The following is a 22,837-nucleotide window of genomic DNA, read 5'->3' on the forward strand; positions in this document are numbered from 1 at the left end:
GAAAGCGCTTTCCACGACCCACCCTCGACGGACGGAGAGGCAAGGATGAAGCGAGCACTCCCCCTGAGACTCCCGGCGGCGCTGGCCACACTGGCCCTGGCGGCGGCGACGGGCACGCTCGTGTCGATGCCCGAGGCCTCGGCGGCTACCGGCAGCGCCACCGGCTACGCGTCCCAGAACGGCGGGACCACCGGCGGCGCCGGAGGCCGGACGGTCCGGGCGACCACGGGAACGGCGATCCACCAGGCGCTGTGCGGCCGGGCGAGCGCGAGCACCCCGATCACCATCGAGGTCACCGGGACCGTCAACCACGCCAACACCAAGAAGGTGTCGGGAGGCAGCTGCGACACCGCGGACGGCGTGATCGAGCTCAAGAAGGTCAGCAACGTGACCCTCGTCGGAGTCGGCAGCGGCGCGCTCTTCGACCAACTGGGCATCCACATCCGCGAATCGACGAACATCATCGTCCAGAACGTGACCGTCCGGAACGTCAAGAAGTCGGGCTCCCCCACGTCCAACGGCGGAGACGCCATCGGCATCGAGCGCAACGTCCGCAACGTCTGGATCGATCACACGACCCTGGAGGCGTCGGGCGGCGAGTCGGAGGGCTACGACGGGCTGTTCGACCTCAAGGACAACACCCAGTACGTGACCCTGTCCTACAGCGTCCTGCGCAACTCCGGCCGGGGCGGCCTGGTCGGGAACAGCGAGAGCGACCGGTCGAACGGCTACATCACGTACCACCACAACCGGTACGAGAACATCGACTCCCGCGCCCCGCTGCTGCGCGGCGGTATCGCGCACATGTACAACAACCACTACGTGCGCCTCAACGAGTCCGGCATCAACTCCCGGGCCGGCGCCCGCGCCAAGGTGGACAACAACTACTTCGAGGACTCCAAGGACGTCCTCGGCACCTTCTACACCGACGAGGCCGGCTACTGGCAGGTCGGCGGCAACATCTTCGACAACGTCACCTGGTCCGCCCCGGGCAGCGAGAACCGCCCGGCCGGCCCCGACCCGAAATCGAACACCACGGTTTCCATCCCCTACTCCCACGCTCTCGACGCGGCAGGCTGCGTGCCGGCCGTCGTGAGCCGGACGGCGGGCGCGAACAAGGGGCTTCAGGTGTCGGACGGCACGTGCTGACCGAGGACGACGGGCTGCGCCCGGCTCGGGGCAACCGACCGGGCCGCCCGTGGAAATCCGTCGCCCGCGGCCACCCACGCGTAGGTTCTGGCCAGTAATCTCGGCGTTCATGGAGCAGAGGCATCTCGGCCGCACCGGCCTTCGTGTGTCCCGCATCGGGCTCGGCACCCTGACCTGGGGGCGGGACACCGACGAGCACGACGCCGCGGACCTGATGAAGACGTTCTGGGAAGCGGGCGGGACCCTCGTCGACACCGCGGACGTGTACGGGGACGGTGAGGCCGAGTACCTGCTCGGCAGGCTCATGGAAGGGCTGGTGCCCCGCCGGGACCTGGTCATATCGACCAAGGCCGGGAGTGTGCCGGACCCCGACCGCCGCTTCGACGGCTCCCGCGGTCATCTGCTCTCCGCGCTGGACGCCTCGCTGGCCCGGCTCGGCACGGACCACGTCGACCTGTGGCATGCGCACGCTTTCGACCCGGACACCCCGCTGGAGGAGACCCTCCAAGCCCTCGACCTGGCGGTTTCCAGCGGGCGTGCCCGGTATGCCGCCGTCTCCAACTTCTGCGGCTGGCAGCTGGCCAAGGCCGCGACCTGGCAGCTGGCGGCCCCCGGCACCCGGACCCGGCTGGCCGGTACGCAGCTGGAGTACTCCCTGCTCCAGCGCGGTGTGGAGCGGGAAGTGCTGCCGGCCGCGCTGGACCTGGGCATCGGGCTGCTGCCCTCCTCGCCGCTCGGGCGGGGCGTGCTGACGGGCAAGTACCGGGGGGACACGGTGCCGCCGGACTCGCGTGGTGCCTCGGAGCACCTCGCGCCCTTCGTCGCGCCGTACCTCGACGACACGGCGAGCCGCATCGTGGACGCCGTGGCGACCGCGGCCGACGGGCTGGCGGTGACGCCGCTCCAGGTGGCCCTGGCGTGGGTGCGCGACCGGCCCGGCGTGGCCGCCCCGATCGTCGGCGCGCGCAACGCGCAGCAGCTCACGGCGGCATTGTCAGTGGAGACCCTTAGTCTTCCTGACGAGATCTGCCGGGCGCTCGACGATGTGTCGGTGCCCGTGCACCGCTATCCCGATCACGACTGGAGCACGCTGTGAGCACGGAGCCCGAGACCACGGAGAACGCCGAGCCGGGGACGCCGGGCGCCGAGGTCACATCGGCCCACGGGCCCGGCAGTGACGAAGAGACCGATGCCGGGCAAGCGCCCGTCACCGGGGGCGGCGACACGGGCACCCGTGGGACGTCCGAGGCGGAGAGCGGTGACGCGGGCACCGGGGGCGATGACGCGGGCGTCGGGGGCGATGACGCGGGCGTCGGGTCGGTGTCCGAAGCGGAGGCCGAGCTTCGGGCCCAGCAGGTCGAGCGGGAGCGCATCGAGCAGCGCAAGGCCGAGAAGAAGGCGCCGATCGCGAGCGGCACCAAGCTGAGCGGCAAGGCCGCCGATCTGCTCGCGGCCGTACGAGCCGTCGAGAGCGGCGAGAAGCCGACGGCCACGGTGTTCGAAGAACCCCGGCCCGCCCCCCGGCGCCCCGCCCCCGAGCCGGAACGGCGGCCGCAGCCGGTGGCCCCCGGCCCCGTCGCGGCGTCGGCGGCTCCCGCGCCGGAGGCGGTTCAGGCCGTCCGGCAGGTGCTCGGCGAAGGCGGCGCGCCGGAAGCGCTCGCACCTCAGGCCGCCGCGGCTCTCGGTGAGGGTGCGGACGAACAACTGCGCGCCGACCCCTGGCAGTTGCTGCGGATCACCGGCGTGCGTCCCGAGCAGGCCGACGGTTTCGCGCGGGCGCTGCTCGGCGCCGGGTGCGGCCCGGACGACGAGCGGCGCGGCCGCGCCCTCACCGGATGGCTCCTGGAGCAGGCGGCGCTGGCCGGGCACACCGCCCTGGAGATGCCCGCGCTCCTCGCGGCCCTGGCCCAGCGGGGTGTGCCGGAACCCGACGCCGCCGTGCAGGGCTCGATCGCGGAGGGCGAGGCCCTGGTCTTCCAGGACGCCCTGGAGGAGGCCGGTACTCCGGCCCGGACCGACGAGGACGGTCCGGAGGAGGACGAGGAGCGACCGGTCCGTGTCCTGGTCGGGCTGGAGCGGTACGCGCTGGCGGAGGAGAGCCTGGCCGACGGCCTGGCCCGGCTGGTCAACTCGGCGCCCGAGCAGGACGGTTCGGCCGCGGACTGGGAGCGGGCCGCCGCCGCGGCCCAGGGGTCCACCGCGGAGCTGATCCGCGCGGTGGCGGTTCAGGGCCTGGTGCTGCACACCGGCGGGGAGGCGTCTCTGGCCGAGCCCGCGGCCCTGCTGAACGCCGCGCGGTCTCTCGGACTGCGGGCCTGGGCGGCCACGCACGGCCCGATCGGCCGCAACCGCTTCGCGGCTCTGCTGCGGAGCGCCGGCGGGCCGACGGGCGACACGGCCGACACCTCCCGGCAGCCCGGTGCGCCCGACGCCTCCCAGCAGCCCGGTGCGGCCGACGCCTCCCGGCAGCCCGGTGCGGCCGACGCCTCCCAGCGGCCCGGTGCGGCCGACGTCTCCCGGCAGCCCGGTGCAGCGGCCGGGGGCGTGCCCGGCCGCCCCGCGGCTGACGCTCCCTCGAGCATCGGCCTGCCCGTCGCGACCGTCTCCGGGCTGCTGGCCGGCCTCGAAGGGCCCGGCCGGGACGCGGACGGAGCCTTCGATCTCGATCTGCTCGTCGTGCTCGACGCGCCTCAGCTGGATGTCGAGACGGCGGCTCTGCTGACCGAGTCGATGCCGGACGGGGCACGGCTGGTCCTGTCGGGGGATCCGGCGGTGCTGTGGTCCGTGGGCCCGGGCCGGGTCTTCGCGGACCTGCTCGCGGCGCGGATCTGCCCCCAGGTGGCCTCGCGACGGCCGGATCCCGGGCCGCTGGGCGAGCTGGTGTCGGGTGTCGGCATCGGAGAGCTGAACAAGGTCGAGGCTCCCGGCAAGGAGCTAGTGATCGTGCCCGTGCGGGATGCGGGCGAGGCCGTGCACCGGACGGTACAGCTCGTCGTGGACTCGGTGCCGCGGGCGATCGGTGTGCCGGCGGAGGAGACCCAGGTGATCACCCCTGGGCACGGCGGCGCCGTCGGGACGCGGGTGCTCAACGCCGCGCTGAAGGAGCGGCTCAACCCGGGGCCGGGCCGTTTCGGCGGCTTCGACCCCGGTGACCGGGTCGTCCACTCCCCCGTGCCGGGGCGCGCCGTGCCCGGCCGGGTGGTGACGGCGGACGCCGAGGGGCTGCACCTGTCGTGCGAGGGCGAAGCCGTCGTGGTCCCGAAGGAGCGGGTGGAGCAGTCGGTGCGGCACGGATGGGCGCTGACCGCGCACCAGGCCGTGGGGAGCCGGTGGCCCGCTGTGGTCGTGGTGCTGCCCGGCGATGCGGCGCAGGCGCTCAGCCGGCCGTGGGTGTACACGGCGTTCGGGCGGGCCGACCGGCATCTGTCCGTGGTGCACGGGGTGGAGCAGGCACTGCCCCGTGCCGTGGCCGAGGTCCCGGCGAAGCCGCGCACGACCCGGCTTCCGGTGCTGCTCACGCCGCAGGTCAGCGACGCGTGACGGAGGTGGTGGCCAGGGGTCCGGGCCCCTGACCACCACCCCCGTGGTCGCCGACGTGTGCGCTCAGCGGCGGTCCGCGTCCAGCGGCTCCAGGTCCTCGTCCTCGTCCTCGTCCAGATCGCCGCCGAGCTCGTCCTCGAGACCGTCGCCGTCCTCGTCATCGTCCACGTCGTCGATCTCGTCGTCGAAGACGGCGCTGACGTCGAAGCGGCAGACCACCTGCTGCGGGTCGACCTGCTCGAAGGGCGCCTCCAGCCACTCGCCGGGATCGGCCGGTTCGTCCGCCGCCGTCACCCAGAGCGTGGAGTCGCCCTCCTCCAGCCCGAACTCCTTGTGCCGGGAGGCGATCTCATCGGGCTCGAACTCGCCGAACAGCAGCCCGAGCGCGCCGTGCACCGTCCCGGAGGCCGGGGAACCCTCATCGCCCTCCGCCGCCTCGATCCGCTCTGCCTGCGCCAGCAGGCGCTGCGGTTCGGCGACGGCGTAGTCACGACGGATCAGAACGCTCAGCGCGTTGGGTTCCTCGGGGCCCGTGTACGGGGGCAGCGCGTCCTCCGCACCGGGGATCTCGAAGGGCGTGACCTCGTCGTAGCGGTCGTAGAGCAGTTCGTCGTACACCTCTGCGGCCGCGGCCAGCTGGTTGAACGCCTCGAACACGGCCGGGTCGTCCTCCCCCGACCTGCGTTCGACCGCGGCCAGGTGGCGGTCGAGCGCGGTCTTGACCGCCTCGGCGGCGGCGCGTACCTCGGCAGCGGTGGGCTGCGCAGCATCAGACATAGTGCAGACGCTATCCGTACCGGGGCCCAGCCCGCACAATAGATGCGATGCCGGAATACGAATTTGTCGACGTGTACGTGCCGCGCGGGGTCTCCCGCAAGGAAACGGCACGTCTGCTGACGGACCACGCGGAGTACGGACACTGGGAGTTGCACCGTCTGAGCCTGCTGCGCGACGGCAGCCGCAGGGTGCGGTTGCGCCGGCGGATCATCCGCCAGGTGCGGGCCACGTGGTGAGCGAGGACGGGCACGGGTAGAAGGCACATGACGGAACGGGCCCCGCGTCTGCGGGGCCCGTTCCGTTGCGGGTGTCAGACCGAGGCGCGCGCCTTGCGGTAGAGGACCGCGCCCGCGAGCAGCGCGCCCGCGCCGGCCGGCAGGACCAGGCCGAGCGGCACGTCGCTGCCGGTGCTGGCGAGCTGGGCCTCGCCGTGAGGCTGGGTGACGAACCGGCCGCTCGGCTTGTTGCCGTGCGAGGAGCCGCCCGGGGTCTCGCCGCTCGTGGAGGGCGGGGTGCCCGGAGTGCCGGGGTGACCGGGCTCACCGGGGTTGCCGGGGTGCCCCGGGTTGCCAGGGTTTCCCGGATTGCCTGGTTCGCCAGGGTTACCCGGGTTTCCGGGGTTCCCAGGATTACCGGGCTCACCCGGGTTGCCGGGGTTCCCAGGATTACCGGGCTCACCCGGGTTGCCGGGGTTCCCAGGATTACCGGGCTCACCCGGGTTGCCGGGGTTCCCAGGGTTGCCGGGGTTGCCGGGGTTGCCCGGGTTCCCGGGGTTGCCCGGGTTCCCGGGGTTGCCCGGCTGCCCCGGGGCTTCGTGGCCGCCGCCACCGTTCGAGCAGTCGTTGCCCGTGCTGGGGTTGGCGACGCCGATGACGTCGACACTGTTGCCGCAGACGTTCACCGGCACGTGGATCGGCGCCTGGACATGGTTGCCCGAACCCACGCCGGGCGAGTCGGTGGCGTGCCCGCTCGCGTGGGAGCCACCGTGGCCGCCGTGGCCGCCGTGGCCGCCCGACGACGATCCACCGCCCTTGTTGGCGCACGAGTTGCCCACCGACGGGTTGAGGACCCCGACGACGTTGACGGTGTTCCCGCACACGTTTACCGGCGCGTACACCGGCGCCTGCACCGAGTTTCCGGAGAGCACGCCGGGCGAGCCCGACGCGGAACCCTGGGCGCCCGAGTCGGCGTGCGCGGAGCCGCCCGCGGCGGCGATCACGCCGGTCGCGGCCGCCACGGTCATCAGACCCTTGCGGGTGACCTGTCGCATTTACTGAATACCTGCCTTCGACCCTGTCTCGAATTCTTCTCGAATTCCCCGAAAGAAGCGTTCGGTCCCGGAGCGCATGGCACGCGCTCCGGGACCGATGGCTTTGGACTCCCCTCAGCGAGGGGAAAGCATCACTTGTTGATGCAGGTGTTGCCGAAGGCGGGGTTCAGCAGCCCGATCACGGAGACCGTGTTGCCGCAGACGTTCACCGGGACGTGAACGGGCACCTGGACAACGTTGCCGGACAGGACGCCCGGGGAGTGCACGGCGGCACCCTGAGCACCCGAGTCGGCGACGGCCAGGCCCGCGCCCGCGAGAACCAGCCCACCGGTGGCAGCCGCAGCAGCGACGACCTTCTTGATCATTATTCCTCCTAGTTGGCAAAGCGACCCATCTTGCGATCGCATTACCTGTAACGAGGGTGGAGTAATGAGGCTACGAGCTTATGGTCGCATTCACTCTTCCCAGTCGATTCCGTACGCGCGACCGAATACCACCGTTCCGCAGGGCCGGTTCAGGACAGGTCGATGAAGCGGTCGAGCACCCGCACGCCGAACTGCAGGCCCTCCACCGGCACCCGCTCGTCCACGCCGTGGAACATGCCGGCGAAGTCCAGCTCCGGCGGCAGCTTCAGCGGCACGAAGCCGAAGCCCCGGATGCCCAGGTCGTCGAAGGACTTCGCGTCCGTCCCGCCGGAGAGCATGTAGGGGATCGCCTTGGCGGTCGGGTCCTCGGCCAGCAGCGCGGACTGCATCGCCCCCACGAGCGCCCCGTCGAAGGTGGTCTCGACGGCCTTGTCGGCGTGGACGTCCTCGCGCCGCACGTTCGGGCCGAGGATCCGGTCGAGGTCGGCGAGGAACTCCTCCTCGTGGCCGGGCAGGAACCGCCCGTCGACGTGGGCGGTCGCCTCGCCCGGGATGACGTTGACCTTGTAACCGGCACCGAGCTGGGTGGGGTTGGCCGTGTTGCTCAGGGTCGCGCCGATGAACTTGGCGATGCCGCCGAGCCTGACGAGGGTCGACTCCATGTCCTCCGGGTCGAGCTCGGTGCCGAGTGCGTCGCCGAGCTCGTCGAGGAAGGCGCGGGTGGTCTTGGTGACCCGCACCGGGAACTTGTGCCGCCCGAGCCGCGCGACGGCCTCCGACAGCTCGGTGATCGCGTTGTCCCGGTGGATCATCGATCCGTGCCCGGCGGTGCCGGCCACGGTGAGCTTCATCCAGTGCATGCCCTTCTCGGCCGTCTGGATCATGTAGAGCCGCCGCTGCTCGCTGACGGTGAACGAGAACCCGCCCACCTCGCTGATCGCCTCGGTGACGCCCTCGAACAGCTCGGGGTGGTTGCGCACCAGGTGCTTGGCGCCGTAGGTGCCGCCCGCCTCCTCGTCGGCGAGGAACGCCAGGACGATGTCGCGCGGGGGCTTGCGCCCGCTGCGCAGCCGGTCGCGGACGACCGCGAGGGTCATCGCGTCCATGTCCTTCATGTCGACGGCCCCGCGGCCCCACACACAGCCGTCGGCGACCTCGCCGGAGAAGGGGTGGTGGGTCCAGTCGTCGGCATTGGCCGGTACGACGTCGGTGTGGCCGTGGATGAGGAGCGCGGGCCGGGAGGGGTCCTCGCCCTCGATCCGGGCCACCGTGGAGGCCCGGCCCGGGTGGGACTCGAAGATCTGCGGTTCGAGTCCGACCTCGGCGAGCTTCTCGGCCACGTACTCGGCCGCCTTGCGCTCGCCCGGACCCGAGTGGTCGCCGTAGTTGCTGGTGTCGATCTGGATCAGCTCGCGGCAGAGGTCCACGACCTCGTCCTCGCCGGTGACGCTCCTGGCCGTGTCCGTCTCGCTCACGTGCTTCCTCCCGGTGTCACTGCTGGTGGGTCCTCCTCATCCTCTCTCTCCGTGGCCCGCACCCCAAGAGCGCTCCCGGCCCGTCACACGCCGTTCACGCCTCCCGGGGTGCGGGCGGGGGGTGATCGGCCACCCCGGAAAGCCTGGTAATGTTTACGTCGTCGCCGCGGGGAGAACCCACGCGACAGACACCTTGTCCGGGTGGCGGAATGGCAGACGCGCTAGCTTGAGGTGCTAGTGCCCTTTATCGGGCGTGGGGGTTCAAGTCCCCCCTCGGACACATGAGGCTGAGGGCCGTGACCGCGAGGTCACGGCCCTCAGTCGTTTCCGCGGAAAGGTGACCATGACCAGGCGTTCATGCCCGTGCGGGCTCCCCGAGGCCTACGAGGCCTGCTGCGGCCGGTTCCACTCCGGGACCGCCGCCGCGCCGACCGCCGAGGCGTTGATGCGGTCGCGGTACTGCGCCTTCGTGAAGGGCGACGCCGCGTATCTGCTGCGGACCTGGCACCCGCTGACGCGGCCCGGCCGGCTGGAGCTGGATCCGGGGATGCGGTGGACCGGGCTGGAGATCCTGGGCGCGAGCGGCGGCTCGGCGTTCCACACCACCGGGACCGTGGAGTTCCGGGCGTCGTACCGGGGCGGGTCGCTGCACGAGCGGAGCAGCTTCGAGCGGGTCGACGGGGCCTGGGTGTACGTCGACGGGGAGTTCCCGGCCTAGCGGGGGCCACGGCGGGACGACGCGGAGTTCCCGGCGGAGCCGCGGCTACGGCGCCAGGATGTCGAGTTCCTGGAGGGCGCCGACCGTGATCTCGCGGGTCAGTTCCTCCGCGCGGGCGGCGTCGCCCGCGCGGACCGCCTCGGCGACCTGGACGTGCAGGGTGACGGCGGCCGGGTCGGGGTCCTCGAACATCACGTCGTGCTGGGTGCGGCCGGTCAGGACCTCGGCGACGACGTCGCCGAGGCGGGCGAACATCTCGTTGCCGGAGGCCTCCAGGACGACGCGGTGGAAGGCGACGTCGTGCAGGAGGTAGCCCTCCAGTTTGTGGCCGCGTGAGTGGGCGACCATGCCGAGGGCGCACTCGGTGAGTTCGGCGCACTGCTCGGCCGTGGCGTGCCGGGCGGCGAGGCCGGCCGCGACCGGTTCGACGGCCGAGCGCAGCACCGTGAGGGACCGCAGCTGCCGGGGCCGGTCCGCACCGGCCAGGCGCCAGCGGATGACCTGCGGGTCGTAGACGTTCCACTCGGACTTCGGGCGGACCGTCACGCCGACGCGGCGACGGGACTCCACCAGGTACATGGACTCAAGGACGCGGACCGCCTCACGCATCACCGAGCGCGACACGTCGAAACGCTGCGCGAGCTCGTCGGTGCGCAGGACGCTGCCCGGCGGGTACTCACCCGCCGTGATCTCGGGGCCGAGGGTGTCCAGTACATGGCCGTGCAGCCCCCGGCCCGGTGTGCTCATGCACTCAGCGTACGGGGTGGATCACTGAGACAAAAAGTCAGACTTATTGATGACGAGCTCTTGAATTCGTCGTACCTAATGGGTTTCAGTTGCGTCGACATCACGTGTCGACCTCGGACAGCAGACAGTGAGGCAGCGATGAACACCCCCCACGTCGTCGTGGTCATGGGCGTAGCGGGCACCGGCAAGACCACCATCGGTCCCCTGCTCGCCGCCCGGATCGGCGTTCCCTACGCCGAGGGCGACGACTTCCACCCCGAGGCCAACATCGCCAAGATGTCGGCCGGCACTCCGCTCACCGACGCGGACCGCCTGCCGTGGCTCGACGCCATCGGCGAGTGGGCGCACGGGCGGGCCGGGCTCGGCGGGGTGGTCAGCTGCTCGGCGCTGAAGCGGTCGTACCGCGACCGGCTGCGGGCCGCCGCACCGGGCGTGGTCTTCGTGCACCTCGCCGGTGACCGCGCGCTGATCGAGGACCGGATGTCGCACCGGCAGGGGCACTTCATGCCCGCAGCGTTGCTCGACTCCCAGTTCGCCACGCTCCAGCCCCTGGAGGCGGACGAGGCGGGGGTCGAGGTGAACGTCTCGGGCAGTCCGGAGGAGATCACCCGGCGGGCTGCGCTCGCCCTGGAAGACCTCCCCGAACCCGTCCAGTAGCCCCTGGCGGCCGCTTCCCCTCCCCTACTCCCCCAACGCAAGGGACCCACCCCGTGACCAGACTCAGCGTCGAGATGCTGGCAGCGGACGCACCCGAGCCGATCACCTCGGCCGGCCACGCTCAGCTGGGCATCGCCGTCCTGGCGGGCATCGCCGTCATCGTCCTGCTCATCACGAAATTCAGGCTGCACGCCTTCCTGTCCCTGACCCTCGGGTCACTGGCGCTCGGCGCGATCGCCGGGGCGCCGCTGGACAAGGTGCTCACCAGCTTCAGCGCCGGCCTCGGCACCACGGTCGCGGGCGTCGGTGTGCTGATCGCCCTCGGGGCGATCCTCGGCAAGATACTCGCCGACTCCGGAGGCGCCGACCAGATCGTCGACACCATCCTGGAGAAGGCCGGCGGGCGGTCCATGCCGTGGGCGATGGTGCTGATCGCCTCCGTGATCGGACTGCCGCTGTTCTTCGAGGTCGGCATCGTGCTGCTGATCCCGGTCGTGCTGATGGTCGCCAAGCGCGGCAACTACTCGCTGATGCGCATCGGCATCCCGGCGCTCGCGGGCCTGTCCGTGATGCACGGCCTTGTGCCGCCGCACCCCGGTCCGCTGGTCGCGATCGACGCCGTCGGCGCCGACCTCGGTGTGACGCTGGCGCTCGGCGTCCTCGTCGCCGTACCCACCGTGATCATCGCCGGCCCGGTGTTCTCGAGGTACGCGGCCCGCTGGGTCGACGTCCCGGCCCCCGAGAAGATGATCCCGCAGCGCCCCTCCGAGGAGCTCGACAAGCGCCCCGGCTTCGGTGCCACGCTCTTCACCGTGCTGCTCCCGGTGATCCTCATGCTCGCCAAGGCGCTGGTCGACATCGTCGTGGACGACCCCGAGAACCCGGTGCAGCGGGTCTTCGACGTGATCGGCGCCCCGATGATCGCCCTGCTCGCCTCGGTGCTGGTCGGCATCTTCACGCTGCTGCGGCCCGCCGGGTTCTCCAAGGAGCGCATCTCGCCGCTCGTGGAGAAGAGCCTCATGCCGATCGCGGGCATCCTGCTGATCGTCGGCGCGGGCGGTGGCTTCAAGCAGACGCTGATCGACACCGGTGTGGGGCAGATGGTCCTGGACATCTCCAAGGACTGGGCCATCCCCGCGTTGCTGCTGGCCTGGCTGATCGCGGTGGTGATCCGCCTGGCGACGGGTTCGGCGACGGTGGCCACGGTCTCGGCGGCCGGTCTGGTCGCCCCGCTCGCGGCGGACATGTCCACCACGCACGCCGCCCTGCTCGTCCTCGCCATCGGCGCCGGCTCGCTCTTCTTCAGCCACGTCAACGACGCCGGGTTCTGGATGGTGAAGGAGTACTTCGGGCTGAGCGTCGGCCAGAACATCAAGACCTGGTCCGTCATGGAGACGATCATCTCGGTGGTCGCCGGTGGTCTGGTCCTGCTGTTGTCCCTCGTGATCTAGGAGTGCGGCGATGACGGCTCACCCCCTCTTCGACATCGGCGGCCGTACCGCCCTGGTCACCGGCTCCAGCCGGGGCATCGGACTCGCCCTCGCGCGCGGTCTGGCGGAGGCCGGCTGCACGGTCGTGCTGAACGGACGCGACGAGGGCCGGCTCGCCGAGGCCGCCGCCGGACTGCCCTGCGACCGGGTGAGCACGGCGGTGTTCGACGTGACCGACGGATCATCGGTGGCCTCGGGGGTCGCCGAGGTCGAGGAGCGGGTGGGCCCGCTCGACATCCTCGTCAACAACGCGGGTATGCAACTGCGGGCCCCGCTGCTGGAGTTCGGCGAGTCCGACTGGCACCGGATCCTGGACACCAATCTGACCAGTGCCTTCCTGGTCGGCCGTGAGGCGGCACGCCGGATGACGGAACGCGGCCACGGGAAGATCATCAACATCTGCTCGCTGCAGAGCGAGGTGGTACGGCCCGGGATCGCGCCGTACGCCGCCACCAAGGGCGCGCTGAAGATGCTCACCAAGGGCATGTGCGCGGACTGGGGGCCGTACGGGGTGCAGGTCAACGGCCTCGGCCCGGGCTATATCGAGACCGAGCTGACCCGGCCGCTGGTGGAGGACGAGGAGTTCAGCTCCTGGGTGCGGCGGCGCACCCCCGCCGGGCGCTGGGGGCGTACGCAGGACCTGGTGGGCGGGGTGCTGTTCCTCGCCTCTCCCGCGGCGGACTTCGTCAGCGGGCAGGTGCTGTATGTCGACGGCGGTATGACAAGCGTGCTGTGACTTGCGGAGGCGGTTGTGATGCTGGGGTGTGTGATCCACGGTCAAGGCGATCTGCGGGTGGCGGAGTTGCCGGTGCCGGAGCCCGGGCCGGGGCAGGCGCTGGTCGCCGTCCGGTACGGCGGGGTGTGCGGGTCCGATCTGCACTACTGGCGGCACGGCGGCGTCGGTGACTTCCGGCTGCGGGAGCCGATGGTGCTCGGGCACGAGGTCGTGGGGACGGTGGTGGAGTACGGCCCCGGTGCTGCGGGTCCGGCTCCGGGTACCGCCGTCGCCGTGCATCCGGCGACCCCGTGCGGGGTGTGTCCGGAGTGCGAGGGCGGGCGGCGCAACGTCTGCCGGGACACCCGGTATCTCGGGAGTGCGGCGCGGTTTCCCCATGTCCAGGGAGGTTTCTCGACCCGGGTGGTCGTGCCGGCGGAGCAGTTGCGGGCGCTGCCCGACGGTCTGGAGCTGCGGCGGGCCGCGCTGGCCGAGCCCCTGTCGGTCGCTCTGCACGCGGTGCGGCGGGCCGGGGAGGTGGCGGGGCGCCATGTGCTGGTGACGGGCGCCGGGCCCATCGGGTGTCTGGTGGTCGCGGCGGCGAAGGCGGCCGGGGCCGCGCACGTCACCGTCTCGGATCTGCTGCCGGAGGCGCTCGCGTACGGGCGGATCGCCGGGGCCGGGACGGTCGTACGGGCCGATGATCCCGAGGACCGCGGGTGGCCGGACGAGGTCGATGTGGCCGTCGAGGCGTCCGGGGTGGCCGCGGGGCTCGACACGTGTCTGCGGCGGGTGCGGCGGGGCGGGGTCGTCGTGCAGCTGGGGATGCTGCCGGCGGGGCACAGTCCGTTCGCGGGGAACCTCGTGGTGAGCCGGGAGATCGAGCTGCGCGGGGCGTTCCGCTTCGACGGCGAGTTCGACGAGGCGTTGACGCTGCTGGCCGGGGTGCCGGCGTTCGACTGGCTGATCAGCGCGGTGGTACCCGTGCGGGAGGCCGAGTCGGCGTTCGCGCTGGCCGCTGACCGGAGTCGGTCCTGCAAGGTGCTGTTGGATTTCACCCGGACGCCGTAGGGCTTCTCATCGTGGAGCGGCTGCGGCAGCGTCGTGGTTGTTCGCGCAGTTCCCCGCGCCCCTGGGGCGAAGACCTACTGGCGCCACAGAGGGTGCTCTCGCTCCGCCCAGGTCCTGCTCACCCTGCCCGTGCGCAGGCCCCTCCTGGATTCCGGGTCCGCCAGGGCCATGCCGATGTGGCCGGCCAGGACGATGCCGATGGTGAGGGCCAGCCAGTCGTGGACGAAGGTGGCGCTGGTGCGCCAGAGCAGGGGGGTGAGGTGGGTGAACCACATCATCAGGCCCGTGGCGAGCATGACCAGTGTGGCGCCGGCGATCCAGGCGGCGTAGAGCTTCTGCCCGGCGTTGAACTTGGCGGCGGGGCGGGACGCGGGGCGTTTGTCGCGGTGCAGGGCGGCGCGCAGCCAGGTGCGGTCGTGCGGGCCGAAGCGGTTGAGGCGGCCGAGGTCGGCGCGGAACGCCCGGGAGGCGAGGCCGGCCAGGACGGGGACGGGCAGGGCGAGGCCCGACCACTGGTGCAGGGTGACGACCAGGGCGCGGCGGCCGACGAGTTCGGCGAGCTGGGGGACGTAGAGGCAGGCCGCCGTCAGGACGCAGATGCCCATCAGGACGGCCGTGGTGCGGTGGATCCAGCGCTGCAGTGGAGTGAAGCGGCGCACGTCGGCCGTGGCCGGGGGTGTGTCAGCTCGTAGGGTCATCGTCGCGTCCGTTCGAGCGGCCCACCCAGGCGTCGACGTCGTAGCCGCGCTCCTCCCAGTAGCCCGGCCGGACCTCGTCGGTGACGGTGATGCCGGAGAGCCACTTGGCGGACTTGTAGAAGTACATGGGCGCCACGTAGAGGCGGACCGGGCCGCCGTGGGAGTGGCCGAGGTCCTTGTCCTGCATGCGCAGGGCGACCAGGACGTCTGCGCGGCGGGCCTGGTCGAGGGTGAGGCTCTCGGTGTACGTGCCGTCGAAGCAGGTGAAGCGGATGGCCTTGGCCGTGGGGCGTACCCGGGCGGCGTCCAGGAGCCGGGAGAGGCGGACGCCCTCGAAGGGGGTGTCGGGGACGCGCCAGCCCGTGACGCACTGGACGTCGCGGACCATGCGGGTCTGGGGCAGGGCCCTCAGGTCGTCGAGGGTGTAGGTCGTGGGGCGGTCGACCAGGCCGTCCACGGTGAGGCGGTAGCTGCCGGTGTTCTTGCGCGGGACGGACGAGGCGACCGAGTAGTAGCGGAAGCCGCCGCCGTTGGGGAGCAGGCCGGTCAGGCCCGTGGGGTCCTTGTCGGCCGCTCCGCCGAGGAAGGCCTCCAGGCCGCGTTGCAGCGGGGGCGCGGCGACCACGCCCGCGGCGCCCAGGGCGAGGGTGCCGAGGAAGACGCGGCGGCCGATCGGGGTGCCCCGTTCTTGGGGGTGTTCGTCGTTCACACCCTTGGGTACGTCCTGGTTCACGTTCTCATTCGAACACCCGCGGCCCCGGTACGACAGGGAGTCGCGGGTGCTCGTCGGACTTCCGTAACCACTTCTTACGGGAGCCGCCTCAGGAGGAGGCGGCCTTGTCCAGCTGGAACGCCTCGTTGCCGAGGCCGATCCGGGCGTGCTTCTCGGGGGCGCGGGAGCGCAGCACCAGGCCGAGGGCCATGCCGACCAGCGCGGCCAGGCCGATGATGCCGGGCAGCACCCAGCTCAGCGAGGAGTCGGGGCCGGCGCCGACCAGCACTTCGAAGTCCTTCACCGTGTAGCCGGCGATCACCAGCAGGGCGATGCCCGCCAGCGCGGACGTGACCAGCCGCCAGGCCTGGGCACCGGCGGCGCCGCGGCGGACGAAGAAGACGACGACGGACAGGGACGCCGCCGCCATCAGCACGATCACGCCCAGGGCGCCGATGTTGCCGAACCAGGTGAACAGCTGCAGGACGGGTGCGGTGGGGTCGCCGACCGGCCTGTCGTCGGCGACCGCGAAGGCGGCCACGACCAGCACGGCCACGACGGTCTGGAGCAGCGAGCCGGTTCCGGGGGCGCCGCTGCTGCCGCTGGTGCGGCCGAAGGCGGCGGGCAGCAGGCCCTCGCGGCCCATGGCGAAGGCGTAGCGGGCGACGACGTTGTGGAAGCTGAGCAGCGCGGCGAACATGCCGGTGACGAACAGGACGTGCAGGACGTCGGTGAAGGTGCCGCCGAGGCGCGACTCGGTGAGGAAGAACAGCAGCCCGGCGCTCTGCTTCTGGGCCGTGCCGACGATGGCGGCGGGTCCGGTGGCGACGGTGAGGGCCCAGCTGCTGAGGGCGAAGAACACGGCGACCCCGCCGACGGCGAGGAACATCACGCGCGGCACCAGGACATGCGGGCGGCTGGTCTCCTCGGCGTAGACCGGGGCCTGTTCGAAGCCGAGGAACGCGGCGATGCAGAAGCACAGCGCGGTGCCGACACCGGCTCCGGTGAGGGTGTCGGGGTTGAAGGCGTGCAGCGACAGTCCCTCCTTTCCGGGGTCGGCGAGGGCGGCCACGTCGAATACGACCACCAGGAGCACCTCGATGACCAGCAGCACACCGAGCACGCGGGCGTTGACGTCGATCTTGAGCCAGCCCAGCAGCCCGACGGCGAGCGCGGCCACGAGCGCCGGTATCCACCAGGCGATCCGCACGTCGGCGTAGGTGGCGAGGAGCCCGGAGACCTCGAAGCCGAAGATGCCGTAGATGCCGACCTGGAGCGCGTTGTAGGCGACGAGGGCAACCAAGGCGGCGCTCGCGCCCGCGGTGGCGCCCAGACCCCGGCGGATGTAGGCGTAGAAGGCGCCCGCGTTGTGGACGTGGCGGCTCATCTCGGCGTATCCGACGCTGAACAGGATCAGGACGACGCCGAGGACGACGAAGAGCAGCGGCTGGCCGACGATGCCCATCACCGCGAATGTGGTGGGCATGACACCCGCGACCACCATGAGCGGGGCGGTCGCCGCGAGGACGGAGAGCAGCAGTCCCCCGGTGCCGAGCCGGTCGGCCCGCAGGGCGCGCTCCTGTCCCTTGAACGTACTGATGCCGCCGCCGGGGGCGGAGGTGTTCGTGTCCGAACTGTCCGTGGTCATCGGGCGAGCGTCCTCACTCTTCGGGTCGGAGGTGTCAGGCCGTGCCGAGCGCGGCGGCACGGGCGGCGGCGAAAGCGGTGTGCGGGTCGCGGTCCGGGTACGACCAGGGAGCCGGTGTGGCATGCCGACCGATCCGGTGGAAGAGGGCGGCGGCCTCGGCCCCCCGCCCCTCGCAGAACTTGGCGTGGGCGAGGAAGTTCAGGTCGATCAGCCGCCGCGGGTGCCCCTCCAGCTCCCACTCCAGCCACCAGTCGAAGGCGGCCTTCATGACCTGCCGGGCACGGCGCCCCGTCCAGTGGCCGGAGGCGGCCGGGTCGGCGGGTTGGTGTCCGGCGGTGGCCAGCACGCGGTAGCGCTCGGCGTGCGCGATCACCGGCAGGATCGCGAGCGGGGAGTCGGCGGGCGCCTGTTCGGCGGCCCAGTTGGCGAAGTCGTAGACCTCGTGCAGCGGATCCGGACCGGCCTCGATGCGGCGGGCGGCGAGCCGGGCGACCATCAGATGGTGGGCGTGGTGGTGATCGCTGTACCGGCCGCGGACCGCCTCGAAGCCGCGGACGGCGTCCTCGTCGCTCCCGACCGCGCACTCCAGCATCAGCAGGCCCAGCCAGGGGGTGGGGTCGGCGGGGACCCGGGCCGCGGCGGTCCGGCACGCCTCACGGGCGTGGTCGGGCTTGACCTTGCCGAGCAGGGCGCGCCGCACCTGGGCGAGCGCGAGCAGGACGGAGGCGTCGGCGGACTCGGGTTCGGCGAGCAGCCACTCCTTCGCCCACGCGGCGCAGGAGGACTCCCGGGCGAGGACGGTGACGCGGTGGCCGCGCCGGTCCCAGTCGTCCCCGGTGCGCACCAGCAGGGAACGGGCGTTCTGCCAGCGGCCCTGCGCGAGTGCGGCGCGCGCGACCGCGAGATCGGCGTCGTCGAGGGCCTCGTCGAAGGCCTGCGCCGCACGTCTGCGGCCACGGCCGAGGGGAGGCGGGGGTGGGGACACCGCGGAACTTCCTCACGCGCTCTTCTGGTGTTTCGGCTCACGGCGGCAGAAGGAGCGCGTATGTGCGCATCGCCATGGGCTGATCACGCACAGCCAACCCCCAGCCAATGGTTTCCGTCAAGGGTCGCCAAGGCGTTACACGCGTCAACTGCCGTTACTCGTGAGCGTTTTGTGATCCGGGAGACCGGAGAGGCAGGTGCGATCCGCATCCGATTTTTCCGTTACGTACTATGTGGCGTACGTCATAGCGTGGGCTGTCGCCGCCCCCGACGATGGCAAGACGTACGGGCGCGCCGGGTGGAGCCGGCCGGTACAGTCGGCCCCTACGCAACCGTGACCCGACCTGACGATCGAGGTAACACCGCGTGTCGGTTCTAGTCCTGGCGCTCGCCCTGGGTGCCGCCTGCTGTCTCGGCTTCGGCTTCGTCCTCCAGCAGAACGCGGCCCAGCGGGCCCCGCTGAGTGATTTCCTCTCCTTCCGGCTGCTGCTCGACCTCGTGAAGGTGCCCCGCTGGCTCGGCGGCATCGCGCTGATGGTGGTCGGCATGGGCCTGGGCGCCGCCGCGCTGGGGCAGGGTGAGCTGTCACTGGTGGAACCGCTGCTGGCGACGAACCTCCTCTTCGCGCTGGCACTCTCCCGCAAGCAGAGCCGGCAGCCGCTGGGCCGCCAGGGCTGGGCGGGCCTCTTCCTGCTGGCCGGCGGCGTGACCGCGTTCATCGTGGCGGGCCGACCGGAGGGCGGCGCGGCGACGGCCGATCCGGTGCGGCAGTGGCTGATCATCGGGATCATGATCGGGCTGGCTCTGCTGCTCACGACGCGCGGCAAGCGGTCCCGGCTGAGCTCGGGCCCGGTGCTGCTGGCTCTGGCCGCCGGACTGCTCTACGGCGTGCAGGACGCGCTGACCAGGGTCAGCGGGCAGAAGGTCTCCGACGGCGGCTTCGCCGAGTTGCTCACCGGCTGGGAGCCGTACGCGGTGCTCGCGCTCGGGGTCACGGGACTGATCCTCGTGCAGAGCGCGTTCGAGACCGCGTCCCTGCGCAAGTCACTGCCCGCCCTGACCGCGGCCCAGCCGCTCGCCGGGATCGTCTGCGGCGTCGGCTTCCTGGGCGACCGGCTGCGCACCGACGCGGTGGCCCTGAGCTGGGAGGCCGGTGGCCTGCTGGCCGTCGTCGCCGGGATCGTGCTGCTGGGCATGCATCCGGCGATGCCGCACGGGGCACCGGAACGGGCCCGTGTGAACACACCCGCCGTGAGCCCGGCCTCACCCTGACCCTTCCCGGCCCTCGCCCGTGAGACCCCCTCCCGCCCCGTCGGCCTTCCCTCCCCTGCTTGGATGAGCGCATGAGCGCTGCTGACGAGATCCTCGACATCGTCGACGAGAACGACCGGGTCGTCGGGCAGCGCCCGCGCGGCGAGGTCTACGCCCGGGGGCTGCGCCATCGTTGCGTCTTCGTCCAGGCCCGGGACGCCGAGGACCGGATCTTCGTGCACCGGCGCACCGCGACCAAGCTGGTCTTCCCCTCCCTGCACGACATGTTCGTCGGCGGAGTCGTCGGCGCCGGCGAGTCCTACGACGCGGCGGCCCTGCGGGAGGCCGGGGAGGAACTCGGCGTGACCGGCCTGCCGCAGCCGCGGCACCTCTTCACGTTCCTGTACGACAACGGCTCCGGCCGGACCTGGTGGTCGGCGGTCTACGAGGTTCGGTGCGCGCTTCCGGTACACCCTCAGGTCGAGGAGGTGGCCTGGCACGACTTCCTGCCCGAGGCCGAGGTCGAGCGGCGCCTGGCCGACTGGGAGTGGGTGCCGGACGGGCTCGCGGCGTACGAGCGGCTCAAGGCGTTCCGGGCGTCCGGCTGAAGAGGGCCGGGCGGGGCTCCCGGGTAAGGTCGCGCACGTGATCGAGTTCGTACGGAACGCCCGGTTGTGGTTCGCGCCCGCGGAGGTCAGGGAGGACGGCGAGACGCCCGACTACCGGTTCTCGCTGGCGAACGAACGCACCTTCCTCGCCTGGCTGCGCACCGCGCTCGCACTGATCGGCGGCGGTTTCGCCGTGGACCAGTTCCTGCCGGACCTGCGCTGGGGATGGCGGGTCGGGCTCGCGCTCGCGCTGCTGGCCGCCGGCGTGCTGTGCTCCCTGCGGGCGGTCAACCACTGGGTGCGCTGCGAGCGGGCCATGCGCCGCGGTGAGGATCTGCCGGTGTCCCGGTTCCCGGCGCTGCTGAGCCTGGTCGTCGCGGTCGTGGCCGTCGCCATGGTCGTGGTGGTGCTGGTGGGGTGGGAAGGGTGAGCGTGCCGGCCGCCCGGCAGCGGGACCCCGACCGCGATCCCGGACTGCAGCCCGAACGGACCCGGCTCGCGTGGCGGCGCACGACGCTGTCGGGCACGGTCGTCGCCGTGCTCGCGGTGAAGACCGTGCTGCACGGCGGCGCCTCCGCGGCCGGCGTCGTCGCCTGCGCCCTGTGCTGTGTGCTCTGGCTGGGCTTCCTGAACGTCGCGCACCGGCGTATCCGCGCTCTCTCGGTCGCCGCGAGCCCCCCTGCGTTCGCACCCCGGCACGCGGCGGCCGCGGTGCTGTGCACGGTGGCGATGGCGCTGTGCGGCGCGGCCCTCGTCCTGTGAACCCCTCCGGGGTTCAGGACCTCATTCCTCCTCGCTCTCCCAGTCCACCGTCACGACGATCTTGCCGCGGGTGCGGCCCTCCTGGTTCAGTCGGTGCGCGTCGGCGGCCCGCTCCAGGGGGAACGTCTCGTCGACGTGCACGCTGACCACACCCTGCTCCGCCAGGTCGGCCAGGCGCTGGAGGTCCTGGGGGTCGGGGCGGACGAAGTAGTAGCGGCCGCCGTAGGCCACGACGTCGTTGTCGGCGATCGACGCCAGGCGACCCTCGGGCGCCAGCAGGTTCGCCGACACCTTCAGCGCGTCCCCGCCGACCGTGTCGAACACCGCGTCCACGCCCTCCGGGGCCAGTCCGCGCACCCGCTCGCCCAAGCCCTCGCCGTACACCACCGGCTCCCCGCCCAGGCCCCGCACGAAGTCGTGGTTGGACTCGCTCGCCGTGCCGATCACCCGGGCCCCGAGGTGGACGCCGAGCTGGACGGCGATCGAGCCGACGCCGCCGGCCGCGGCATGCACGAGCACGGTCTCGCCCCGCTTCACCTGGAGCACCTTGACCAGCATCTGGTAGGCGGTGAGCCCGACCAGCGGCAGCCCGGCCGCCTCCTCGTAGGAGAGGTTGCGCGGCTTACGAGCGAGAGTGCGCAGGGGCGCGGCCACGTACTCGGCGAAGGTGCCGCGGGAGAGGAAGTCCTCGCGCACGTATCCGATGACCTCGTCCCCGACGTCGAACTCCGAGACGGCCACGCCCGGCCGCACGACGACGCCCGAGACGTCCCAGCCGGGCACCACCGGGAAGACGGGGGCGAGGATCCCGTCGAGGTATCCCTCGCGGGCCTTCCAGTCGACGGGGTTCACGGCCGCCGCCCGCACCTTGACCAGCACCGCGTCCGGGCCGACCTTCGGGTCGCGCACCTCCCCGAACGCCAGCACCTCGGGACCGCCGTACCGTGAGTAGCTGATGGCCTTCATGGCTTTGACCTTCCGGGCTCGTCGAGCGGCGCGCAAGCGGGATGACCTGAACGAACCGGTCGAAACCTCCCCGGCCGCCGCACGGGGGGAGCCGTCGGCCTATCGTGGCTCCGATCACGTTTCGGTCCCGCTCTGGACGACATACCGACCGGTCGGCATCATGAGTCGGGAACTGTTCACCTGCCCGTAGGAGCGACGCATGAGCCCCGACCATCCGCCCGGACTGGATCTCGAACGGTTGCGCGACCTGCTCGACCGCGAGCGGCCCGGTCTGGTGAACGGCCCGCTGTCCGGCCGGCTCATCGAGGGCGGACGGTCGAACCTCACCTACGCGGTCTCCGACGGCGCGTCCCGGTGGGTCGTGAGACGGCCCCCGCTCGGCCATGTCCTGGCCACCGCACACGACATGAAGCGCGAGCACCGGGTGATCAGCGCGCTGCACCCGACCGCCGTGCCGGTTCCGCGGCCGGTGCTGCTGTGCGAGGACGAGGAGGTGCTCGGGTCGCCCTTCTACGTCATGGAGTTCGTCGACGGCACGCCCTACCGCACCGCCGACCAGCTCGCCCCGATCGGCGCGGAGCGGACCCGGGGCGCGGTGCTGAACCTCGTCGACACGCTGGTGGAGCTGCACGCGGTCGACCCGGGCGAGGTGGGTCTGGCGGACTTCGGCCGGCCCGAGGGCTTCCTGGACCGGCAGCTGCGGCGCTGGGGCAAGCAGCTGGACGCCTCGCGCAACCGCGACCTGGACGGCATCGACGAGCTGCACGCCGCCCTCGGGCGCGAGCTGCCCCACTCCCCCGCCCCTGCCGTGGTGCACGGCGACTACCGGCTCGACAATGTCCTGATCGGGGAGGACGACTCGATCCGGGCGATCCTCGACTGGGAGATGTCGACGCTCGGCGATCCGCTCACCGACCTCGGCCTGCTGGTGATGTACAGCATGCCGCTCGGCATGCCCGACTCCCCCGTCTCCACGACCGCCGAAGCGCCCGGGCATCCGGCGCCGTCCGAGCTCATCGAGCGGTACGCCGCCCGCTCGGGGCGCGACGTCTCCGCGGTCTCCTGGTACACGGCGTTCGCCTGGTTCAAGCTCGCCGTGATCCTCGAGGGCATCCACTACCGCTACACGCTGGGCCAGACGGTCGGGCGCGGCTTCGACCGCATCGGCGACCTCGTGCCCGTCTTCGTCCGGCACGGACTGACCACGCTCCACGAAGGCCTCCAGGAGGGCTGA

The 22,837-nt window shown here is 71.9% G+C and carries 23 protein-coding genes, 1 tRNA gene and 1 pseudogene; 15 read left to right on the forward strand and 10 right to left on the reverse strand.

Annotated elements, in window-relative coordinates; genetic code table 11:
• Window positions 1-45: 45 nt before the first annotated feature.
• The 3 genes and pseudogenes from ACFY5B_RS15000 to ACFY5B_RS15010 form a co-directional block, all read left to right on the forward strand.
• Window positions 46-1,146: pseudogene (locus ACFY5B_RS15000) on the forward strand (polysaccharide lyase family 1 protein); the annotation flags it as partial.
• Window positions 1,147-1,258: 112 nt separating this feature from the next.
• Window positions 1,259-2,245 carry an aldo/keto reductase gene (locus tag ACFY5B_RS15005; protein WP_389968971.1) on the forward strand — a complete coding sequence of 329 codons (987 nt, stop codon included), beginning with the start codon at window positions 1,259-1,261 and terminating at the stop codon, window positions 2,243-2,245.
• Window positions 2,242-4,689, forward strand: a complete 2,448-nt coding sequence (locus ACFY5B_RS15010) for a helix-hairpin-helix domain-containing protein (RefSeq protein ID WP_389968973.1) — start codon at window positions 2,242-2,244, stop codon at window positions 4,687-4,689. Before ACFY5B_RS15005 ends, ACFY5B_RS15010 begins: the two co-directional genes overlap by 4 nt.
• A gap of 63 nt (window positions 4,690-4,752) precedes the next feature.
• Here ACFY5B_RS15010 and ACFY5B_RS15015 read toward each other — a convergent pair whose 3' ends face one another.
• A complete protein-coding gene (locus ACFY5B_RS15015; protein ID WP_344454288.1) occupies window positions 4,753-5,466 on the reverse strand; it encodes a hypothetical protein in 714 nt (237 codons plus the stop codon).
• Window positions 5,467-5,513: 47 nt separating this feature from the next.
• Here ACFY5B_RS15015 and ACFY5B_RS15020 point away from each other — a divergent pair, with 47 nt between their 5' ends.
• Window positions 5,514-5,702, forward strand: coding sequence for a DUF5703 family protein (locus ACFY5B_RS15020; protein WP_094055315.1), 189 nt, complete (start codon window positions 5,514-5,516; stop codon window positions 5,700-5,702).
• Between the two features lie 74 nt (window positions 5,703-5,776).
• Here ACFY5B_RS15020 and ACFY5B_RS15025 read toward each other — a convergent pair whose 3' ends face one another.
• The 3 genes from ACFY5B_RS15025 to ACFY5B_RS15035 form a co-directional block, all read right to left on the reverse strand.
• Complete coding sequence (locus ACFY5B_RS15025; protein WP_389968975.1) at window positions 5,777-6,736, reverse strand: chaplin; 960 nt, start codon at window positions 6,734-6,736, stop codon at window positions 5,777-5,779.
• Window positions 6,737-6,867: 131 nt separating this feature from the next.
• On the reverse strand, window positions 6,868-7,101 hold the full coding sequence (gene chpH / locus ACFY5B_RS15030; protein ID WP_030608446.1) for a chaplin ChpH: 234 nt from the start codon (window positions 7,099-7,101) through the stop codon (window positions 6,868-6,870).
• A 149-nt stretch (window positions 7,102-7,250) separates the two neighbouring features.
• Window positions 7,251-8,576, reverse strand: a complete 1,326-nt coding sequence (locus tag ACFY5B_RS15035; protein ID WP_389968978.1) for a M20/M25/M40 family metallo-hydrolase — start codon at window positions 8,574-8,576, stop codon at window positions 7,251-7,253.
• A gap of 195 nt (window positions 8,577-8,771) precedes the next feature.
• Between ACFY5B_RS15035 and ACFY5B_RS15040 the strand changes: the two genes are divergently transcribed.
• Window positions 8,772-8,856 (forward strand) — tRNA-Leu (locus ACFY5B_RS15040).
• Window positions 8,857-8,919: 63 nt separating this feature from the next.
• Window positions 8,920-9,294 (forward strand): YchJ family protein, encoded by a 375-nt coding sequence (locus ACFY5B_RS15045; RefSeq protein ID WP_389968981.1) that lies wholly within the window; start codon window positions 8,920-8,922, stop codon window positions 9,292-9,294.
• Between the two features lie 45 nt (window positions 9,295-9,339).
• Here ACFY5B_RS15045 and ACFY5B_RS15050 read toward each other — a convergent pair whose 3' ends face one another.
• Window positions 9,340-10,041, reverse strand: coding sequence for a FadR/GntR family transcriptional regulator (locus ACFY5B_RS15050; RefSeq protein ID WP_344454280.1), 702 nt, complete (start codon window positions 10,039-10,041; stop codon window positions 9,340-9,342).
• 138 nt (window positions 10,042-10,179) lie between these two features.
• On the opposite strand from ACFY5B_RS15050, the gene ACFY5B_RS15055 reads away from it, so the two are divergent.
• Genes ACFY5B_RS15055 through ACFY5B_RS15070 form a run of 4 tightly spaced genes read left to right on the forward strand, consistent with a single transcriptional unit; the run spans window position 10,180 to window position 13,974 of the window.
• A complete protein-coding gene (locus ACFY5B_RS15055; protein ID WP_389968983.1) occupies window positions 10,180-10,698 on the forward strand; it encodes a gluconokinase in 519 nt (172 codons plus the stop codon).
• A gap of 53 nt (window positions 10,699-10,751) precedes the next feature.
• On the forward strand, window positions 10,752-12,149 hold the full coding sequence (locus tag ACFY5B_RS15060; protein ID WP_389968985.1) for a GntP family permease: 1,398 nt from the start codon (window positions 10,752-10,754) through the stop codon (window positions 12,147-12,149).
• 10 nt (window positions 12,150-12,159) lie between these two features.
• Complete coding sequence (locus ACFY5B_RS15065) at window positions 12,160-12,924, forward strand: SDR family oxidoreductase (RefSeq protein WP_389968987.1); 765 nt, start codon at window positions 12,160-12,162, stop codon at window positions 12,922-12,924.
• Between the two features lie 18 nt (window positions 12,925-12,942).
• Window positions 12,943-13,974, forward strand: a complete 1,032-nt coding sequence (locus ACFY5B_RS15070) for an L-idonate 5-dehydrogenase (protein ID WP_389968989.1) — start codon at window positions 12,943-12,945, stop codon at window positions 13,972-13,974.
• Between the two features lie 74 nt (window positions 13,975-14,048).
• Here the strand turns inward: ACFY5B_RS15070 and ACFY5B_RS15075 are convergent, their stop codons facing one another.
• From ACFY5B_RS15075 to ACFY5B_RS15090, 4 genes are all read right to left on the reverse strand, one after another.
• Window positions 14,049-14,672 (reverse strand): cytochrome b/b6 domain-containing protein, encoded by a 624-nt coding sequence (locus ACFY5B_RS15075; protein ID WP_389968991.1) that lies wholly within the window; start codon window positions 14,670-14,672, stop codon window positions 14,049-14,051.
• The gene (locus ACFY5B_RS15080) at window positions 14,656-15,381 is read right to left on the reverse strand and encodes a molybdopterin-dependent oxidoreductase (protein WP_389969204.1); all 726 of its coding nucleotides are present in this window, start codon (window positions 15,379-15,381) and stop codon (window positions 14,656-14,658) included. The genes ACFY5B_RS15075 and ACFY5B_RS15080 overlap by 17 nt, the downstream gene beginning before the upstream one ends.
• Before the next feature lie 112 nt (window positions 15,382-15,493).
• Window positions 15,494-17,032, reverse strand: a complete 1,539-nt coding sequence (locus ACFY5B_RS15085) for an APC family permease (protein ID WP_389968993.1) — start codon at window positions 17,030-17,032, stop codon at window positions 15,494-15,496.
• 34 nt (window positions 17,033-17,066) lie between these two features.
• Window positions 17,067-18,017 carry a hypothetical protein gene (locus tag ACFY5B_RS15090; protein WP_389968995.1) on the reverse strand — a complete coding sequence of 317 codons (951 nt, stop codon included), beginning with the start codon at window positions 18,015-18,017 and terminating at the stop codon, window positions 17,067-17,069.
• Between the two features lie 365 nt (window positions 18,018-18,382).
• Between ACFY5B_RS15090 and ACFY5B_RS15095 the strand changes: the two genes are divergently transcribed.
• From ACFY5B_RS15095 to ACFY5B_RS15110, 4 genes are all read left to right on the forward strand, one after another.
• Window positions 18,383-19,288: a DMT family transporter gene (locus ACFY5B_RS15095; RefSeq protein WP_389968997.1), complete on the forward strand. Its 906-nt coding sequence runs from the start codon at window positions 18,383-18,385 to the stop codon at window positions 19,286-19,288.
• Between the two features lie 71 nt (window positions 19,289-19,359).
• Entirely contained in the window at window positions 19,360-19,875 is a 516-nt protein-coding gene (locus ACFY5B_RS15100) for an NUDIX hydrolase (protein ID WP_389968999.1), read from the forward strand.
• 37 nt (window positions 19,876-19,912) lie between these two features.
• The gene (locus ACFY5B_RS15105) at window positions 19,913-20,305 is read left to right on the forward strand and encodes a YidH family protein (protein ID WP_389969001.1); all 393 of its coding nucleotides are present in this window, start codon (window positions 19,913-19,915) and stop codon (window positions 20,303-20,305) included.
• Window positions 20,302-20,637: a DUF202 domain-containing protein gene (locus tag ACFY5B_RS15110; protein ID WP_389969003.1), complete on the forward strand. Its 336-nt coding sequence runs from the start codon at window positions 20,302-20,304 to the stop codon at window positions 20,635-20,637. The genes ACFY5B_RS15105 and ACFY5B_RS15110 overlap by 4 nt, the downstream gene beginning before the upstream one ends.
• A 21-nt stretch (window positions 20,638-20,658) precedes the next feature.
• On the opposite strand, the gene ACFY5B_RS15115 is transcribed toward ACFY5B_RS15110, so the two are convergent.
• The gene (locus ACFY5B_RS15115) at window positions 20,659-21,603 is read right to left on the reverse strand and encodes an NADP-dependent oxidoreductase (protein ID WP_389969005.1); all 945 of its coding nucleotides are present in this window, start codon (window positions 21,601-21,603) and stop codon (window positions 20,659-20,661) included.
• Window positions 21,604-21,802: 199 nt separating this feature from the next.
• On the opposite strand from ACFY5B_RS15115, the gene ACFY5B_RS15120 reads away from it, so the two are divergent.
• On the forward strand, window positions 21,803-22,837 hold the full coding sequence (locus ACFY5B_RS15120; protein WP_389969007.1) for a phosphotransferase family protein: 1,035 nt from the start codon (window positions 21,803-21,805) through the stop codon (window positions 22,835-22,837).

The sequence above is a fragment of the Streptomyces sp. NPDC013187 genome, assembly GCF_042899705.1.
GTDB classification, from domain to species: Bacteria; Actinomycetota; Actinomycetes; order Streptomycetales; family Streptomycetaceae; genus Streptomyces; species Streptomyces hawaiiensis_A.

Coding starts and splice junctions, on each gene's coding strand:
- ACFY5B_RS15005 (WP_389968971.1), top strand. CDS start 1,259: ATGGAGCAGAGGCATCTCGGCCGCACCGGCCTTCGTGTGTCCCGCATC.
- ACFY5B_RS15015 (WP_344454288.1), bottom strand. CDS start 5,466: ATGTCTGATGCTGCGCAGCCCACCGCTGCCGAGGTACGCGCCGCCGCC.
- ACFY5B_RS15020 (WP_094055315.1), top strand. CDS start 5,514: ATGCCGGAATACGAATTTGTCGACGTGTACGTGCCGCGCGGGGTCTCC.
- ACFY5B_RS15025 (WP_389968975.1), bottom strand. CDS start 6,736: ATGCGACAGGTCACCCGCAAGGGTCTGATGACCGTGGCGGCCGCGACC.
- chpH (WP_030608446.1), bottom strand. CDS start 7,101: ATGATCAAGAAGGTCGTCGCTGCTGCGGCTGCCACCGGTGGGCTGGTT.
- ACFY5B_RS15045 (WP_389968981.1), top strand. CDS start 8,920: ATGACCAGGCGTTCATGCCCGTGCGGGCTCCCCGAGGCCTACGAGGCC.
- ACFY5B_RS15050 (WP_344454280.1), bottom strand. CDS start 10,041: ATGAGCACACCGGGCCGGGGGCTGCACGGCCATGTACTGGACACCCTC.
- ACFY5B_RS15055 (WP_389968983.1), top strand. CDS start 10,180: ATGAACACCCCCCACGTCGTCGTGGTCATGGGCGTAGCGGGCACCGGC.
- ACFY5B_RS15065 (WP_389968987.1), top strand. CDS start 12,160: ATGACGGCTCACCCCCTCTTCGACATCGGCGGCCGTACCGCCCTGGTC.
- ACFY5B_RS15070 (WP_389968989.1), top strand. CDS start 12,943: ATGCTGGGGTGTGTGATCCACGGTCAAGGCGATCTGCGGGTGGCGGAG.
- ACFY5B_RS15075 (WP_389968991.1), bottom strand. CDS start 14,672: ATGACCCTACGAGCTGACACACCCCCGGCCACGGCCGACGTGCGCCGC.
- ACFY5B_RS15085 (WP_389968993.1), bottom strand. CDS start 17,032: ATGACCACGGACAGTTCGGACACGAACACCTCCGCCCCCGGCGGCGGC.
- ACFY5B_RS15100 (WP_389968999.1), top strand. CDS start 19,360: ATGAGCGCTGCTGACGAGATCCTCGACATCGTCGACGAGAACGACCGG.
- ACFY5B_RS15115 (WP_389969005.1), bottom strand. CDS start 21,603: ATGAAGGCCATCAGCTACTCACGGTACGGCGGTCCCGAGGTGCTGGCG.
- ACFY5B_RS15120 (WP_389969007.1), top strand. CDS start 21,803: ATGAGCCCCGACCATCCGCCCGGACTGGATCTCGAACGGTTGCGCGAC.